This is a genomic window from Moraxella sp. E33BD (assembly GCF_041807865.1).
Lineage (GTDB): Bacteria > Pseudomonadota > Gammaproteobacteria > Pseudomonadales > Moraxellaceae > Moraxella > Moraxella haemolytica.
The window spans coordinates 1-16,807 of record NZ_JBGTZD010000008.1 but is presented as its reverse complement, the minus strand read 5'-3'; the positions used below and the strand labels follow the sequence as shown (position 1 = coordinate 16,807).

16 protein-coding genes are annotated in these 16,807 nt (G+C 45.6%); 6 read left to right on the top strand and 10 right to left on the bottom strand.

The window, feature by feature from the left end; genetic code table 11:
• Positions 1 to 136 precede the first annotated feature (136 nt).
• A complete protein-coding gene (gene parC, locus ACERC6_RS06045) occupies positions 137 to 2,374 on the top strand; it encodes a DNA topoisomerase IV subunit A (RefSeq protein ID WP_373628179.1) in 2,238 nt (745 codons plus the stop codon).
• Positions 2,375 to 2,488: 114 nt separating this feature from the next.
• On the opposite strand, the gene ACERC6_RS06040 is transcribed toward parC, so the two are convergent.
• The 9 genes from ACERC6_RS06040 to ACERC6_RS06000 form a co-directional block, all read right to left on the bottom strand.
• Positions 2,489 to 2,800, bottom strand: coding sequence for an NGG1p interacting factor NIF3 (locus tag ACERC6_RS06040; RefSeq protein ID WP_284673554.1), 312 nt, complete (start codon positions 2,798 to 2,800; stop codon positions 2,489 to 2,491).
• A gap of 102 nt (positions 2,801 to 2,902) precedes the next feature.
• Entirely contained in the window at positions 2,903 to 3,619 is a 717-nt protein-coding gene (gene purC, locus ACERC6_RS06035) for a phosphoribosylaminoimidazolesuccinocarboxamide synthase (protein ID WP_373628178.1), read from the bottom strand.
• 50 nt (positions 3,620 to 3,669) lie between these two features.
• Positions 3,670 to 3,945, bottom strand: a complete 276-nt coding sequence (locus tag ACERC6_RS06030) for a hypothetical protein (RefSeq protein WP_373628177.1) — start codon at positions 3,943 to 3,945, stop codon at positions 3,670 to 3,672.
• A 35-nt stretch (positions 3,946 to 3,980) separates the two neighbouring features.
• Complete coding sequence (gene dapA / locus ACERC6_RS06025; RefSeq protein ID WP_284673557.1) at positions 3,981 to 4,892, bottom strand: 4-hydroxy-tetrahydrodipicolinate synthase; 912 nt, start codon at positions 4,890 to 4,892, stop codon at positions 3,981 to 3,983.
• A 109-nt stretch (positions 4,893 to 5,001) separates the two neighbouring features.
• Positions 5,002 to 6,387 (bottom strand): trypsin-like peptidase domain-containing protein, encoded by a 1,386-nt coding sequence (locus ACERC6_RS06020; protein WP_284673558.1) that lies wholly within the window; start codon positions 6,385 to 6,387, stop codon positions 5,002 to 5,004.
• Positions 6,388 to 6,628: 241 nt separating this feature from the next.
• Positions 6,629 to 7,267 carry a dTMP kinase gene (tmk, locus tag ACERC6_RS06015; protein WP_373628176.1) on the bottom strand — a complete coding sequence of 213 codons (639 nt, stop codon included), beginning with the start codon at positions 7,265 to 7,267 and terminating at the stop codon, positions 6,629 to 6,631.
• 40 nt (positions 7,268 to 7,307) lie between these two features.
• Complete coding sequence (mltG, locus tag ACERC6_RS06010; protein WP_373628175.1) at positions 7,308 to 8,444, bottom strand: endolytic transglycosylase MltG; 1,137 nt, start codon at positions 8,442 to 8,444, stop codon at positions 7,308 to 7,310.
• 107 nt (positions 8,445 to 8,551) lie between these two features.
• On the bottom strand, positions 8,552 to 9,436 hold the full coding sequence (locus tag ACERC6_RS06005) for an aminotransferase class IV (RefSeq protein WP_373628174.1): 885 nt from the start codon (positions 9,434 to 9,436) through the stop codon (positions 8,552 to 8,554).
• Between the two features lie 9 nt (positions 9,437 to 9,445).
• Positions 9,446 to 10,045, bottom strand: coding sequence for a hypothetical protein (locus tag ACERC6_RS06000; protein ID WP_373628173.1), 600 nt, complete (start codon positions 10,043 to 10,045; stop codon positions 9,446 to 9,448).
• 154 nt (positions 10,046 to 10,199) lie between these two features.
• Between ACERC6_RS06000 and aroE the strand changes: the two genes are divergently transcribed.
• The 5 genes from aroE (at position 10,200) to ACERC6_RS05975 (ending at position 15,342) form a co-directional block, all read left to right on the top strand.
• Positions 10,200 to 11,012, top strand: coding sequence for a shikimate dehydrogenase (gene aroE, locus ACERC6_RS05995; protein ID WP_373628172.1), 813 nt, complete (start codon positions 10,200 to 10,202; stop codon positions 11,010 to 11,012).
• 167 nt (positions 11,013 to 11,179) lie between these two features.
• Positions 11,180 to 13,000 carry an acyl-CoA dehydrogenase C-terminal domain-containing protein gene (locus ACERC6_RS05990; RefSeq protein WP_284673564.1) on the top strand — a complete coding sequence of 607 codons (1,821 nt, stop codon included), beginning with the start codon at positions 11,180 to 11,182 and terminating at the stop codon, positions 12,998 to 13,000.
• A 99-nt stretch (positions 13,001 to 13,099) separates the two neighbouring features.
• The gene (locus tag ACERC6_RS05985; RefSeq protein WP_373628171.1) at positions 13,100 to 13,471 is read left to right on the top strand and encodes a tetratricopeptide repeat protein; all 372 of its coding nucleotides are present in this window, start codon (positions 13,100 to 13,102) and stop codon (positions 13,469 to 13,471) included.
• 165 nt (positions 13,472 to 13,636) lie between these two features.
• Entirely contained in the window at positions 13,637 to 14,170 is a 534-nt protein-coding gene (locus ACERC6_RS05980) for a tetratricopeptide repeat protein (protein ID WP_373628170.1), read from the top strand.
• A gap of 206 nt (positions 14,171 to 14,376) precedes the next feature.
• A complete protein-coding gene (locus ACERC6_RS05975) occupies positions 14,377 to 15,342 on the top strand; it encodes an SEL1-like repeat protein (RefSeq protein WP_373628169.1) in 966 nt (321 codons plus the stop codon).
• A 61-nt stretch (positions 15,343 to 15,403) separates the two neighbouring features.
• Here the strand turns inward: ACERC6_RS05975 and ACERC6_RS05970 are convergent, their stop codons facing one another.
• Positions 15,404 to 16,678: a glutamate-5-semialdehyde dehydrogenase gene (locus ACERC6_RS05970; protein WP_373628168.1), complete on the bottom strand. Its 1,275-nt coding sequence runs from the start codon at positions 16,676 to 16,678 to the stop codon at positions 15,404 to 15,406.
• Positions 16,679 to 16,807 lie beyond the last annotated feature (129 nt).

The window sequence follows — 16,807 nt, the reverse complement described above, 5'->3', positions numbered from 1 at the left end:
ATTAACATCAGCTTAAGATGGATTTACCCCACAAAAAGCCCATAAGGCTGTCTGGGCTTAGATGATTTTAAAGCAAAGTTAGTAAAAATTTGTTAAAATAGCGGTTATTTTTTGATTACAATGACCGCTTTTTTGTATGACCACAGACAACCAAACCAACTTTGACACTCGCTCCATTGCTGAATTTACCGAATCGGCATACTTAAATTACGCCATGTATGTCATCATGGATAGAGCTTTGCCACACATTGCTGATGGACTAAAACCAGTTCAACGCCGTATCGTCTACGCAATGAGCGAACTTGGATTAAAGCACACCGCCAAACCCAAAAAATCCGCTCGTACTGTCGGCGATGTGTTGGGTAAATACCACCCACATGGCGATTCGGCGTGCTATGAAGCAATGGTGCTTATGGCACAGCCTTTTAGCTATCGCTACCCTTTGATTAGCGGTCAAGGCAACTGGGGTTCTGCTGACGACCCAAAATCTTTTGCCGCCATGCGATACACCGAAGCTAAGATGAGCGACTATGCAGGAACTTTACTATCTGAGCTTGAACAAGGCACGGTAGATTGGGTGGATAATTTTGATGGTTCTTTAAAAGAACCAGCCACACTACCTGCACGCCTGCCCAACATTCTACTAAATGGCACAACAGGCATCGCTGTCGGCATGGCAACCGATATCCCGCCGCACAATCTCGTTGAGACGGTTAAGACCTGCATCAAGCTACTAAAAAACCCAAATCTATCCGTGCGTGAGCTATGCAAGACACTCATCGCCCCTGACCTACCAACTCGTGCTGAAATCATCACCTCAAAAGATGAGCTTATCAGTATGTATGAACAAGGTCGTGGTAGCTATAAGATGCGTGCCACCTATCACATCAACCCAAAAGAAAAAAACATCGTTGTGATTGACGCTCTGCCATATCAGGTCTCAGGCAATAAAGTCATCGAACAAATTGCCAAGCTCATGACAGACAAAAAACTACCATGGATAAATGACATCAATGATGAATCTGACCACGAGAATGCCTGTCGCATCGTGCTTGAATTTAAAAAAGACAGACTAGATATTGATAAAATCATGAACCACTTGTTCGCCATGACCGACCTTGAAACCAGCTTTCGAGTGAACATGAATGTGATTGGTGTCAATGGCAAACCACAAGTCAAAAACCTAAAAGACATCTTATCTGAGTGGCTAGACTGTCGTCGTGGCGTGGTGATTCGCCGTCTTGAGCATCGCTTGGCGAAGATTGATAAACGCTTGCACATCTTAGCAGGTCTACTGATTGTCTACCTAAATATTGATGAAGTCATTCACATCATTCGCACCGAAGACGACCCAAAACTTGAGCTAATGAGTCGCTTTGGTCTAACCGACATACAGGCTGATGCCATCTTGGACATCAAATTGCGTCAGCTTGCCAAGCTAGAAGAAATAGAACTCAATGCTGAAAAAGCTGCCCTTGAAGCAGAGCGAGCCATCATCGCCGAACAGCTTGCCAATCCAAAGCGTCTGACCGCCCTACTCATTGATGAACTGACAGAAGACATGAAAAAACACGGCGATGCTCGTATGTCGCCTGTGGTCGAGCGAGATGAAGCCACTGCCCTAAAAGCGACCGAACTTGTACCTAGCGAATCGGTAACGGTTGTACTATCAAAAGCAGGTTGGATTCGCATGGCAAAAGGTCATGGCATTGATACCAGTACACTAAACTATCGCTCAGGCGATGAATATCAAGCCTCAGCACAGGGTAAAACAAATGACAGACTCATCTTACTTGATAGCACAGGGCGTAGTTACGCCCTAGATACCATCAACCTACCGTCTGCTCGTGGACAGGGTGAGCCTATCACCAGTATGCTAAACCCACCGGCAGGAGCGAAGATTGAGCAGGTTTTGTTTGGTAATAAAGACGACAAAGTGTTGCTTTCAAGCTCGGCAGGTTATGGTTTTGTTGGACAATTTGGTAATTTTGAAACCAATCAAAAGGCAGGTAAGTCCATCATCAACCTGTCTGATTCCACCCTGCTGCCCATCAACACCATCAAAAAAGATGACACACTTGTTGCTGCCTTATCTAGTACCGGTCATTTACTTGTGTTTGAATTATCCGATTTGCCAAGCCTAACCAAAGGCAAAGGCAATAAAATCATGGGATTAAAACAACAAGACGGCGAGACGCTCATCAGTTTAGTTAGCTTAAGTGCATCAGACAGCTTAGCCATCCATGCAGGCAAACGCATCTTGACCATCAAGCCTGCCGACATCGCCGACTACATGGGCAAGCGAGCTGGTCGTGGCACTCGCTTGCCAAGGGGCTACTGGAGCGTATCTGGCATGAGTCGCATAGAAGAGTAATCTAGGCTTTGTAGTAAAACACCCATACTTGCTTTAAGTATGGGTGTTTTACTACACAATCCATGCAGACTGCTTTATTGTCATCTTAGATACATTTGCTTTTGGCACATTCGGCTATATTTCCACCAATTCATATACATCATAAGCAGGCATTTCATAGGGGTGAGCAGATTTGTAAGCAGCAACGACCGCAGACAGCTTGTCATTAGGGACAATCGTCTCAACCCTCCATTCACTCACATACTCAATTTTATCAATCTCGCCAATGGCAGGTTTCGCCCCTTTTAAAGGCTTAAACTGACCCATGCCCAAGATTTGCCATGAGCAGTGGCTATATCCATCAAAGCACCCTGCCCCTGCATTAAATACAGCAGTCTTGACTTTTTCTAAATCATTCTCTGGAATATATCCGATGAACTTATACATCCGCCACCTATGTGCCAAACAATGTGTCAATGGTCAATGCCACATTGCTAATAGCAATGGGCTATACCAAAAGAAAAACCCAAGACAACTTGGGTTTTTATATTAACCTTCCAAAGGCACACCGATACGCAAGGCAACCTCTTCGTAGCCTTCAACAACATCACCCAACCCTTGACGGAAACGGTCTTTGTCTAATTTTTTCTTGGTTTCTTTATCCCACAGACGACAGCCATCTGGAGAAAACTCATCGCCAAGCACGATGCGACCATGGAACAGACCAAACTCCAGTTTAAAATCGACAAGCAACAAACCTGCGTCATCAAAGATTTTTGACAGCACCTCATTGACTTTATGGGTCAGCGTCTTCATCTGCTCAAGCTCATCAGCAGTGGCATAACCCAAAGCAATGGCGGTTGACTCTGAGAGCATTGGGTCGCCTAAGGCATCATCCTTGTAGAACAGCTCATAAGTCGGTGGCAACAGTGGCAAGCCTTCTTCTAGCCCCAAACGCTTCATCAGACCACCGGCAGCATAGTTACGCACCACGCACTCCACAGGAATCATTTTTAGGCGTTTGACCAATACCTCATCATCCGACAGTTGACGCTCAAAATGCGTCTCAATCCCTGCCTCGCTCAGCTTTTGCATGATGAATGCGTTAAAACGGTTATTCACTCTGCCTTTGCGGTCAAGTTGGGCGATTTTTTCGCCATTGAATGCGGATGCATCATTACGAAAATGCAAAATCAGATAATCCTCATGCTCCGTCTCATACACAGACTTGGCTTTACCAGTATATAGCAGGGCTTGTTTTTTCATGGCGACTCTCGTAAAAATTAAGATTTAAAATACGCAATCAGACCAAACGGTTATTGGGCAGATTGGGTGGGTGGCTTTGGCAATTCAAACTGCTTACCTGCTGCATTTTTAAAGCCTGTATCGCCTTGCTGATTTGGGATGGGATACAAAGGGGTAAATGCGGCGGTCTGTTGGTTCGCTGGTAGTTTGATGGGTGGTAGTTTTTGGCTGGCTTGATAATGCAGACTGCCATCATCACGCTTACTTAGCAAGTCCTTGATACTTGTACAGCCTGTCGTTGCTACCACAGCAAGCATAACAGCTGTTGTCATTTTAATCATATTCATAGTTTAACCTTTTTTAGTTGCTGTCTGAGCGTCTATCAAAGTACAGTTGCTTTTTTTAATGCTTCATCAATAACAAGCTGATTTTGCTTTGATAACCAAACAAGTGGCAGGCGAATACCTGTATCAATCTTGCCCATCTTATGCAGGGCATATTTGACAGGCTGCGGACTTGATTCACAGAACAAATCTTTATGTAGATGTTTAATGATATCATGAATTTTGGTCGCTTGCTCAAAGTCGCCTGCCAATGCCAATTCAAACACCTGACTCATTGCCTTAGGTGCGACATTTGAAGTAACCGAGATGTTGCCCTTAGCACCGTGCTTGATGAGTTCTAATGCTGTTGGGTCATCGCCTGACAATACCACCATATGCTCACCGACCGCCTTGACCAATGATGCTCCACGCTCTACGCTGCCTGTAGCGTCCTTAATGGCAACAATGTTTGGTAGCGTCATCAACCGCTCAACCGTCTCTTGGCTAATGTCCACGATGGTGCGACCTGGCACATTGTACAGCACCTGCGGAATATCCACCGCCTCACTGATGACCTTATAATGCTGATAAATACCCTCTTGGGTTGGCTTATTATAATAAGGGGCAACCAATAACGCACAGTCTGCACCTGCTTCTTTGGCAGCAGTAGTCAGCTCAATTGCCTCAAGGGTGTTATTCGCCCCTGTTCCTGCAATCACAGGCACACGACCTGCTACATACTTCACAAAAAAACGAATGACTGCAATATGCTCATCCATTGACAAAGTTGCCGATTCGCCTGTCGTACCAACAGCAACCAATGCGTGCGTCCCTTCATCAATCTGCCAATCAATAAGTTTGGCAAGTGCATCATAATCCACCGCACCATCTGCTGTCATCGGCGTAACCAGTGCTGTAATAGAACCTCTTAATTTTGATTTGATGTCCTGATAAATATCTGTCTTTGTCATAATAAAGCCAATTACAATTACTAAAATCAATCACTAAAATAAGCCTAGTTTATCATACTTAATTTAGCTTTTGATGGATTTTTTTAGATTTATTTTGCAAATTTTTATATCAATCAATACGCATACCGATGATGGCAGGCGTGCCTTGTCTGATGAACTGCACAGGGACGATGCCTTGTTTTGGCAGGCTTTGTACAGCAACCGCCATCTCATCAGCATTGGTGGTTGGCTGATTATTCAAAGCAAGAATCACATCGCCTGCTTGTATGCCTGCGCGTGCTGCAAGACCCATTGGGCTGACCGCAGTAATCACCACCCCACCTGCCACGCCAACACCATTTAAAAGACGCTGTTCGGCAGGGGTTAGCTCTTTTAGACGAAGCCCTAGTTTTACGCCTTGGCTTTGGTGTTTACCACCTGCCGAGACATCGCTGGGTGCTTCAGCGAATATGCCTTTGGCGACAAATTTTTGATTACCTCTTTGATAGGTAAGATTAAAATGATCTTGTGGCTTGGCACGATTAAACAGATTTAATAATTCAGCAGCGTGTGCGATGGGTTTGCCATTAAAAGCAAGCACCAGATCCCCCGCCCGAAGCCCTGCTTCTTCTGCAGGTGAGTCTGCCAACACACGGGTTAATAACGCCCCCTGTGGTCGTGCCAACCCATACATCAATGCCAAATTACGATCGACATCTTGCACCACCAACCCCAACGCAGCACGGCGTACTTTGCCATGATTTTTTAATTGTTCATAGATATGCAAGGCAGTATCAATGGGTATGGAAAACGACAAACCCATATAACCACCTGTATCGCTAAAGATGTGTGAATTGACACCAATCACCTCACCTTTTTTGTTGAATAAAGGACCGCCTGAATTACCCTGATTTAGTGCGACATCTGACTGAATAAAAGGTGTGGTCGCCTCTGGAGTCATGTTGCGTGATTTGGCAGAAACAATGCCTGCCGATGCTGAATAATCAAAGCCAAAAGGCGAACCAATGGCAAGCACCGGCTCGCCCACACGCACCTCATCGCTTGATGCGACCAAGGCGGGGAAATGACTCCCTGCCACTTTTAGTACAGCAATGTCCGACGCCTCATCAGAACCAACAAGCACCGCATCTAGCTCCGTACGGTCATTTAGGGTAACGGTAATGCTGTCCGCCCCTTTGACAACATGATGATTGGTTAAGAGATAACCATCTGTCGTAATAAAAAAACCTGTGCCAAACCCATGTTCAATGGCAGGCAGTACCCCACGCTCGCCCAGATGCTCACGCAACACTCGAGCTTGTGGGCTAATCATATCATCTTCACTCACAGATCTGGTCGTAGAGACACGCACCACACCACTTGAGACTTGCTCCACCAAATCAGCAAAGTCCACCTGTACCACAGCTTGAGCAGACGGCACAACAAAGACATAGGGGGTCGCTGCCATTAAAGAAAGTACCGCACCCACAAGAGCAGACTTAACAAATATACGCATCTAACTATCCTCTTTTGATGGCACCTACTGACGACATCAACTCAAAATAAGAACCTTTCTTAGCCGTCTTCATGATTTAAAAACGCCCCAGTATCTTAAAAATACGCCCAGCCGTCAAGTCATCCTTATTAGTAAAAAAGTTGCCAACCCAGTAACAAAGTTACACAAAATTTGGTTATGCAAAATCCGATTGCACAAAATTTAGCCAAAAGCATTTTTAGATAAAAAAATAGGCTATTGATCAATCCGCCCCAAAACAATCCCCCATCGCCTGACGGATACGCTCACCCACCTCATCAACACTGCCATTGGCATCAACACGGCGAATACGGCTAGGGTATTTGGCGTATTGATGTGCCAAACCTTGATACACTTTATCAAAAAAACTCGTATCCAACGATTCAAAACGGTCAGCTCGGCTACGCTTAGCAGCACGCTGCATACCTGTTAAGACATTCAAATCAAGCCATAAAGTAACATCAGGCAATCTGGGTACAAAATGAGCAATCATCAGCTCAATCTTAGCAAGTGCCTGCTCATCACCACCAAAGCGACCAAAGCCCTGATACGCTACCGTACTATCAATGAATCGATCACATACCACCCATTTACCCGCATCTAGGGCAGGCAATATCGTCTTATGCAGATGGTCGGCTCGAGCAGCAAACATAAGTAGTAGCTCGGTATCATCATTTAAGGTGCTATTCTTGTCCAACAAGATACCACGAATGACCTCCGCCACATCCGCCCCACCTGGCTCACGAGTACGCACATACTCAATACCAAGCGTATCAAGATGATGACAAAACCCATCAATCGCAGTGGTCTTTCCTACGCCTTCTGTCCCCTCAAAGCTGATGAATTTTGGCAGATGATTCATGGTTTATCCTCGTGTGATGTGATTGCACTAACTTGACTTGTTATCGGCTTTGCTTTGCCATGGCTGCACGATATTCAGCGACAGCACGATTATGCTCATCAAGTGTACGGCTAAACTTATGACCACCTTTTCCTGTTGCCACAAAAAACAGCACATCGGTCGCCTCAGGATTCATGGCAGCATCAATGGCAACCTTAGATGGAAGGGCGATGGGGGTCGGTGGCAGACCATGGATTTGGTAGGTGTTGTAATCGGTTTTTTCTTGAATGTTAGAACGGTAAATTTTACCATCATATCGGTCAAACAGCCCATAAATGATGGTTGGGTCAGTTTGTAATCGCATATTTTTACGCAGGCGGTTAATGAACACCGCTGCTACCTTGTGTCGCTCATCAGCAAGCCCTGTTTCTTTTTCAATAATGCTTGCCATGATGAGTGCTTCATAGCTATTATTATAAGGCAGACCCTGCTGACGATTCTCCCACGCCGCTGCCAGTGTTTTTTGTTGGTCATTATAGAGTTTTTGGAGAATCTGGCGGTCGGTTGTGCCACGGTCAAAAAAGTAAGTGTTGGGAGAAAATTGACCTTCCAAATTCCCATTGACTGCAGTAATGCCCAACGCCTTTGATACCGCTTCATTATCACGGCGTACCTCTGCCCACGAGTAGCCATTTGCCCTAGGGGTTAGAACTTCAAGCGTGATACCATCAGTGTTTTTTAGGGTGTGGTATAAATCTTTGACGGTCTTACCTTCAATAATCTGCACCTTGACCGTCTGGGCTTTTGTTCCTTGCACCAAGATACTCAACGCCTGCCTTAGGCTTGCCCCTGCAGGAATTTGGTAAACCCCTTCTTGTAGCGGTGTTCGTACAGCCAGTTTTAGATATAGCTTAGCAAGTACACCAGATGATAGAGATGAAGTTTGCCACTTATCCTCCGCCAACAAACCATAATAAGTATCGCCTTTTTTAACATCTAGCATCTTTGCTGGTCTATCAGACTTGGCAAAAATGCTGGCATATACAACCACCGCACACCAAATCAATAGAGCCAAACTTACCAATCTTAGCCCCTTACCCTGTTTTGGTTTGGCGGTGTTTTTTCGGTGTCGTGTCGGTCTTTTTGGGGTAGATTTTTTTGAGTTGAGTTTTTTTGTGGACTTGGGCGATTTTGTCATGGTGGTCAATGGCTTATCAAGGACTAAAGTTGGCTACAGACTTAATATAACAGAAAATATCAACGATTACAGGGTAATAACAACTGGGACAATAATCAAAAATAGCATCAAATGAGCGTTATTGTATCATGATTGGCTTGGTGTGGGTGCGTTTGATGATAAAGTTTTGTAAAAAAACCATTCATCTTTAATGGGTGTACGACACTATTTATTGTTAATGCAGATATCGGCATCACACCACGCACCGCATTACAAAACGCCAAACCATCAAGGTTCATCAAATCTTCATCAAGCAACACTCGCTCGGCAATGTCGTATTGGGTCATCAATACTCGCCGCATTACCCCATCAACACCACACGCCTGTACAGGCGGAGTATGCCACTTGCCATCTAGATGATACAGCACATTACTCATGCTACCACTGACCCACTCACCTGATGCACTCGCCACCAAGCCCTCAATAATGGCTGAATCATGCTGCTGATGGCAGTGCAATTCACGCTGAATAAACACCTGCTCGTGAGCACTGATGAGCTTTAATCCTAAAAATCGGCTCGTTCTAAGAGATAATCGCTCGGACAGACACACTGCCACGCCTGCCAACTGATAAGGAATGCCATCATAAAAAGACACGCCACTATAAATGGGCGATGGCATCAACTTTATCAACACCACCGCACGACCATCAGCATAGCCATAACCACGCACTGCCTGCCTATCTCTTGTGATGATGACCTTTAAGACACCCTCACCCATCTGAACTGCCAAATCTATCAACACCGCCAGCACACTCTTCACATCAAGCGACAGCTCAAAACGAGCAGATGACAGCGTTAGTCTATCTTGATGCCCATCAATACAAAGTATGCGTCCGTCATGCACGCCCATGGTGCTAAAAAAACCATCGCCGTACGCCAAGGCTCGACTGTCCATCACACCAGTCGTCTTAGTCAGTCGCCCATCATGCAACTCATAATATGCCATCGTCATGATCTACGCTCATCGGTTAAAGATGATGCGACATTGATAGTTTGTGCAGTTGGCAGACAGTACGCCCGCTACTTTGGCCGCATAGAGCCGATTGGGCTGATTTAACATACCTGCTACCAGACGCTCACCCTCTTCGCCTGCGTACGCACCCATCATCGCATAGACTTTTTGGGCATAATCTATACTCGCTGTCTTTTGAGCATCATTATCCTTTGGGGCGGCATAATACCATAGCACTTCTAGCACCGCCTCAGACTCAATGACATAAAAAGGTGGTTCGCTTTTGGTGGTAAAGCGGTATTTAGTGGCATGATTGCCATAAAAATCCAGCGATTGCTCACTGGTGGCAGTCGTACCCAGATGGCGTTTGATGCCCTCAAAGTCCAGCTGTTTTTTGGGCAATCTGCTCCATGTGTCAGTCTGATAGACAACAGGATCGTATCGCTTAGGCTCGCCATCATCTCGGATAAGCTGTTCGTCTGATGGAACAGGACGAAAAACCAAAAACAGTGCAATCGCCAAAGCGATGAATGCCACCATCAAAAAATATGGCAGTTTGGACTTATTAGACTGAGACTGATTGGCAGTAGGTGGGCTGATTTGGCTCATGATTTTGATAGGCTGATTGATGATAATGAATGAATCAATAAAGACGACTGGTATTGTACCTAAGTTTTAAAAAATTTGCTATTTTTTCAAAAATACAGTACAAAATACAGCACATTGTTTTATTCACCCATCACAACCACCAATACGGATTTTTATGCAACACTTTATCGTCATCGGCAATCCCATCAGCCACTCAAAAAGCCCACAAATTCATCACGCCTTTGCAGACAGCTTAGGTCTTGCCATCAGCTATCGCCGTCAGTTTTGCCCAACTGATGCAGACAGCTTTCGTGCGGTGGTAGAAGCCTTTTTTTGTGGTGGTGGTGTTGGGGCAAATGTAACCCTACCCTTTAAAGAGGTTGCCTTTGAGCTGTGTAGCCCCATCAATGGCGGTGCTTTAAGTAGCTACGCTCAGAGTGCAAAAGCCGTGAACACGCTCGCCTTGCGTGATGGCAAATTATACGGCGACAACACCGATGGGCGTGGCTTGGTGGCAGATCTCATCGCCCAAAAGGTTGATTTGCAAGGCAAAAATATCGCCATCATTGGTGCAGGCGGAGCAACTCGTGGCGTGATTTTGCCACTCATGGAACAAGGGGCGACTCTGACTCTCTTTAATCGCACGCTCTTAAAAGCAACCAATCTAAAAGATGAGTTCGCCCCCCATGGCATGATTGGCGCACAGAGCCTAGATGCACTGGCAACTGGCGATTTTGACTACGATGTCATCATCAATGCCACAAGTGCCACCACGACAGGTCAGCAATTATCATTATCACCCAATCTAAAGGCTTGTGTCGCCTACGACATGATGTATGGCAAGCCATCGGCATTCTTGGCACATTTTGCCAAGCAAGGGGCACGCACTTTGGACGGCTATGGCATGCTCATTCATCAAGCCAAACTTGCCTTTGAGATGTGGACAGGCACACAATTGGATTTGGACAAAGTGGCATTAGAAAAATAGCGTATGAATAACTTTAATTTATAAAAAACCAACTTTTATATGAAAATAAATTAACAATTACAGAAAAATTAAGCCAATTTAAAAAATCTATTGTATAGTGCATACATGGCGATGATACGCATCGCTGATGAGTTATTCACTACAATTTTAGCCAACAAGGATTGCTTATGCTAACTTATAAAGCACCCGTAAGAGACATTAAGTTCTTGATGAATGAAGTGTTTGATTACCAAACACACTACCAAAATCTACCAAATGGGGCAGGTGCTGATGCCGAGACGGTGGATATGATTGTACAGGGTTTTGCTGACTTTGCCGAAAATGTATTAGCACCGATTTATCAGCCGGCAGATGCTGAAGGCTGTCATTTTAAAGATGGCGAAGTTACCACGCCAAAGGGCTTTAAAGAAGCGTATCAAACCTTCGTTGAAGGGGGTTGGCAGGGCATTTCTTATCCAGAAGAGTTTGGTGGCATGAATCTGCCCATGTCGCTCAATCTGGTCAAATCTGAGATGATGGGCAGTGCCAACTGGCCGTGGGCGATGTACCCTGGATTGTCTATTGGTGCAGTAAATACCATCTTACAATATGGCGATGACACCCAAAAAGCCACTTACCTACCCAAGCTCATCTCAGGGGAATGGGCAGGAACAATGTGCCTAACCGAAGCACAATGTGGCACTGACCTAAATCAGATGAAGACTCGTGCCACCCCAAACGAAGACGGCTCTTATGCCATCACAGGCACCAAGATTTTTATCAGTGCAGGCGAACATGACCTAACCGAGAACATCGTTCATATCGTACTGGCTCGCCTACCTGATGCACCAGCAGGCACCAAAGGCATCTCACTATTCATCGTACCAAAATTCTTGGTAGATGCCGATGGCAAAATGGGCGAGCGTAATGCCGTATCTTGTGGCTCTATTGAACACAAGATGGGCATCTCTTCATCTGCCACCTGTGTGCTAAATTTTGATGGGGCGACAGGCTATCTGATTGGCGAACCAAACAAAGGGCTAAAAGCCATGTTCACTTACATGAACACCGCACGCATTGGCACAGGCATTCAGGGGCTTGCTCACATGGAGCTGGCATTTCAAAACGCCCTGCCCTATGCCAAAGAACGCCGCTCCATGCGTGCCTTATCAGGTGCCAAAGAGCCTGAGCAAGCAGGCGACGCCATCATTCATCATGCCGATGTTCGCCGTATGCTTCTCATCCAAAAGGCATTTAGCGAAGGTGGTCGCTCGATGATTTATCACTCGGCACGCTATGCTGACCATCTGGCGAATGCTGTGGTAGCAGACGATGAAGCAGCGATTAAAAAATGGGATGATAAACTGGGTTTTTATACCCCCATCTTAAAAGGGTTTTTGACCGAACTAAGCATTGAATGTGCCAAGCACGGACAACAGATCTACGGCGGACATGGCTACATCAAAGAAACAGGCATGGAACTCATCGCTCGTGATGCACGCATCGCCACCTTATACGAAGGAACAACAGGCGTGCAGGCTCTAGACTTGCTCGGTCGCAAGGTTCTACTACACGGTGGTGGCAAGGTCGTGCGAGACTATACCGCAGGCATCATGAAATGGTGTAGCGAATACGCCCTAGATAAGAACATGCGTCAATATGTCTGGGCCTTGACCAAGCTATGTGCCGAGTGGAATATGCTGACTGCTCGCCTACTACTGGCTGCTCGCAAAGACCGAGACATCGTCTCAGCAGCCTCTGATGACTACCTGATGTATTCAGGCTATGTGATGATGGCTTACCACTGGGCACGCATGGCAGCGGTTGCCTTTGACAAGATGAAAAATAGCGGTGAACAGCCACACGAATTTTATCTTGCCAAAACCCAGACCGCCGAATTTTATTTTGAAAAAATTCTACCACGCACCGATGCTCACGCCAACGCCATGACCACCCCAAGCGAAGTCATGACCAAGATGGATATTGAGCATTTTGCGTTTTTGGATTGATTGGTTTATTCCCATAAAAAGGCGGATTTTTTTCCGTCTTTTTATTGCCCAAGAGAATAAAATCCCTATCATACTCATACCGCTTTTTTGGAGAACATCATGAAAATATCACGCATCCTATTCACTCTACTACGGGCATTAGGCTTAGGCGTGGCAAGACCTGCGATGGCAGATGACTTTGCCACCGCTACCTCTTATTTAAACACCAAAAACTACGAGCAAGCCTTTGCTATTTTTAAAAGATTAGCCAAGCAAGGGCTTGTAGAAGCTCAATATAATCTGGGCAATATGTATCGTGGTGAAGATGGTATCAATCAGGACTATGAGCAGGCTCTCTCTTGGTATAAAAAGGCAGCCGAGCAAGGAGATGTACAGTCTCAAACCATTGTGGGTATGCTATATGCCATTGGCAAAGGCGTAAACCAAGATTATGTGCCGCCAAAGAGTGGTTTGGTAAAGTCCGTGATTTAGGATTCCAAGATGGCTGCGACGCCTATGAAATGCTGGGCGAACTAGAACAAACCCACAGACTACACTCAATCAAATACAAAGGGCAGACATTCCTTATATCCTTTTTAGTTGCCAAAGACAGCAAAATCAGATATCATACATCAACACAATTTTTTGGAGCATATTATGAAAACATCACGCACCCTATCTGCCCTACTACTGGCACTCAGTCTAAGTGTGGCAACACCTGCGATGGCAGATGACTTTGATACCGCTGTGTCTTATTTAAACACCCAAAACTATAAGCAAGCTCTCCCTATTTTTACAAAATTAGCTAATCAAGGGGACGCAAGGGCTCAATATGGTTTGGGTGTCATGTATGACAACGGACAGGGCATCAAAAAGAATGATGCTCAGGCGGTGGCTTGGTTTACAAAAGCCGCTGAGCAAGGGCTTGCAGAAGCTCAATATAATTTGGGCAATAAGTATGTCAATGGCGAAGGCGTACGCCAAAGCTATGCCCAAGCTCTAGCGTGGTACAACAAAGCCCAAGCCCAAGGGGTTGCACAAGCCGCCCATAATATTGGGGTGCTATATCTTAGTGGCGAAGGCATCAACCAAGATTATACCGCCGCCAAAGAGTGGTTTGGCAGAGCCTGTGATTTAGGATTCCAAGATGGCTGCAACACCTATAAAATGCTCAGCCAACGAGGCTACTAATCCACAGTCTACAGCGACCAAATGACCAATCAGGCTGTAATGGTCATCATTATAGCTAGTAGGTATGGTGGTATCTATCAGATACTAACAAAAGCCTGTACTTAATCAAAACAAAAAGGACGGATATGGTTTTTCCGTCCTTTTTGTTGCCAAAGAAAACAAAATCCTGTATCATCTCACGGATATTTAGCTATCTGGAGATACTGATGAGAACATTACCTACCCTATCTGCCCTACTACTGGCATTAGGCTTAAGTGTGGCAACACCCGCGATGGCAGATGACTTTGACACCGCTGTGTCTTATGTAAACACCCAAAACTACGAGCAAGCCTTTGCTATTTTTAAAAAATTAGCCGAACAAGGGGATGCTGTAGCCCAAACTATCGTGGGTGCGATGTATGCCAAAGGCGAGGGTGTCAGCCAAGATTATGCCCAAACCCTAGCGTGGTATAACAAATCAGCCGAGCAAGGAGATGCAAACGCTCAACATAATCTGGGTAATATGTATCTTAGTGGAGAAGGCGTCAAGCAGGATTATGCTCAGGCGGTATCTTGGTATAAAAAGGCAGCCGAGCAAGGAGATGCAAACTCTCAAAACAATTTGGGTGTGATGTATGCAAATGGGCAAGGCGTCAAGCAGGATTATGCTCAGGCGGTATCTTGGTATAAAAAGGCAGCCGAGCAGGGACACACCAAGGCTCAATATAATCTAGGTATGATGTATGATAATGGGCAGGGCATACAACAAGACTCTACTCAAGCATTCTTTTGGTATAAAAAAGCAGCCGAGCAAGGGCATATAGAGGCTCAATATAATCTGGGCAATATGTATCTTAGTGGAGAAGGTGTCAAGCAGGATTATGCTCAGGCATTCTTATGGTTTAGACAGGCGGCCGAGCAAGGGCATACAGATGCTCAAAATAATTTGGGTAATATGTACGCTGTTGGACTGGGCGTAAACCAAAGCTATACCGAAGCCCTAGCATGGTATACACAAGCCCACACCCAAGGTAATACAAAAGTTGCTCAGAATATCGGAGTACTCTATTACAATGGTCAAGGCGTAAGCCAAGATTATGCCATCGCCAAAGAATGGTTTGGCAAAGCCTGTCAATCAGGATACCAAAACAGCTGTGATGCCTATGAAATGCTTAGCCAACAAGGCTACTAATCCACAGTCCACAACCTAAAAAAAGCGTGTCATGCACGCTTTTTTTAGGTTCATGACGACCTTAAGGGCGGATTTCCCCATGCCCTAATACCACCCATTTTTGGGAAGTCAAGCCATGCAATCCCACAGGACCACGAGCGTGGATTTTGTCCGTTGAGATACCAATCTCCGCCCCAAGCCCATATTCAAAGCCATCAGCGAAGCGACTTGACGCATTGACCATCACACTTGATGAATCCACCTCACGGATGAATTGTTGGGCATTAGGGTAGCTGTCTGTGATGATGACATCGGTATGATGACTGCCATAGTGGTTGATGTGACAGATTGCCTCGTCCAGATTTGCCACGATTTTCACTGCCAGTTTTGGGGCGAGATATTCAGCATACCAGTCATCTTCGGTGGCGAGCGTCAAGTTCAGCGGATAATCCGCCAGTAGTGCCATTGACTGCTCACACACAAAAAACGCCATCTGTTCATCAACAGCACTCATCGCCATCAAAATCTGGGGAAGTACTGTCTTGGCAATGTTCTCATGAATGAGTAGGCTCTCCATCGCATTGCACGGAGCATAGCGAGAGGTTTTGGCATTGACGCAGACCTTGATTGCCATATTGACATCACAGCTTTCATCAACATAGGTGTGGCAGTTGCCATCTAGATGCTTAATCACAGGCACTTTTGCTCCCTTAGCGACCCGCTCAATCAGCCCCCTACCCCCTCGTGGAATCACCACATCAACGAACTCTGACATGCCAATCAAACTGTCCACCGCCATACGGTCGGTCGTCTCTAGCACCTGCACCGCCTCGCTTGGCAGTCCTGCTGATACCAATCCTTGTTTGACACAATTAGCGATGGCTTGATTAGAATAAAACGCCTCCGAACCACCACGCAAGATGATGGCATTGCCAGACTTGATGGCAAGGCTTGCCGCCTCCACCGTTACATTCGGACGGCTTTCATAAATCATGCCAATCACGCCAAGCGGTACACGCATCTTACCAAGTAAAATACCACTTGGACGATGGCTCATCTCGCTCATCTGACCAATCGGATCGGGCAAGCTAATCACATCATCTAGCGATGACAACATCGCCTCAAAACGACTCTCATTGATGATAAGGCGATCTAGTAACGCACTATCTAATCCTTGCTGTTTACCCTTTGCCACATCTTTGGCATTCTCAGCCAAGATGATGGATTGATTGGCAATCATCGCTGACTTGATGGCACTTAATGCGGTGTTTTTGGTGGCGGTATCCGCTGCTGCAAGCTGACGAGAGGCACGCTTGGCTTGCTCGCCCACCTCGTTCATGTATGTTTTGATGCTCATAAATCCCCCTTACCAGTCAATTTACCCTATCATAGCAATCAATGGCTAATTTTTCTATGCGAATTATTCATAAATACCAATAAATCATCAAAATTGTCAATAAATTTACCACAACCGCCCAAAATTTCG

Bases quoted from the DNA above. Each gene is read 5' to 3' on its own strand.
- ACERC6_RS05985 (WP_373628171.1), top strand. From the start codon at position 13,100: ATGAAAATATCACGCATCCTATTCACTCTACTACGGGCATTAGGCTTA.
- ACERC6_RS05990 (WP_284673564.1), top strand. From the start codon at position 11,180: ATGCTAACTTATAAAGCACCCGTAAGAGACATTAAGTTCTTGATGAAT.
- ACERC6_RS05975 (WP_373628169.1), top strand. From the start codon at position 14,377: ATGAGAACATTACCTACCCTATCTGCCCTACTACTGGCATTAGGCTTA.
- dapA (WP_284673557.1), bottom strand. From the start codon at position 4,892: ATGACAAAGACAGATATTTATCAGGACATCAAATCAAAATTAAGAGGT.
- ACERC6_RS06000 (WP_373628173.1), bottom strand. From the start codon at position 10,045: ATGAGCCAAATCAGCCCACCTACTGCCAATCAGTCTCAGTCTAATAAG.
- parC (WP_373628179.1), top strand. From the start codon at position 137: ATGACCACAGACAACCAAACCAACTTTGACACTCGCTCCATTGCTGAA.
- ACERC6_RS06005 (WP_373628174.1), bottom strand. From the start codon at position 9,436: ATGACGATGGCATATTATGAGTTGCATGATGGGCGACTGACTAAGACG.
- ACERC6_RS06030 (WP_373628177.1), bottom strand. From the start codon at position 3,945: ATGAATATGATTAAAATGACAACAGCTGTTATGCTTGCTGTGGTAGCA.
- aroE (WP_373628172.1), top strand. From the start codon at position 10,200: ATGCAACACTTTATCGTCATCGGCAATCCCATCAGCCACTCAAAAAGC.
- ACERC6_RS06020 (WP_284673558.1), bottom strand. From the start codon at position 6,387: ATGCGTATATTTGTTAAGTCTGCTCTTGTGGGTGCGGTACTTTCTTTA.
- mltG (WP_373628175.1), bottom strand. From the start codon at position 8,444: ATGACAAAATCGCCCAAGTCCACAAAAAAACTCAACTCAAAAAAATCT.
- purC (WP_373628178.1), bottom strand. From the start codon at position 3,619: ATGAAAAAACAAGCCCTGCTATATACTGGTAAAGCCAAGTCTGTGTAT.
- ACERC6_RS06040 (WP_284673554.1), bottom strand. From the start codon at position 2,800: ATGTATAAGTTCATCGGATATATTCCAGAGAATGATTTAGAAAAAGTC.
- ACERC6_RS05970 (WP_373628168.1), bottom strand. From the start codon at position 16,678: ATGAGCATCAAAACATACATGAACGAGGTGGGCGAGCAAGCCAAGCGT.
- ACERC6_RS05980 (WP_373628170.1), top strand. From the start codon at position 13,637: ATGAAAACATCACGCACCCTATCTGCCCTACTACTGGCACTCAGTCTA.
- tmk (WP_373628176.1), bottom strand. From the start codon at position 7,267: ATGAATCATCTGCCAAAATTCATCAGCTTTGAGGGGACAGAAGGCGTA.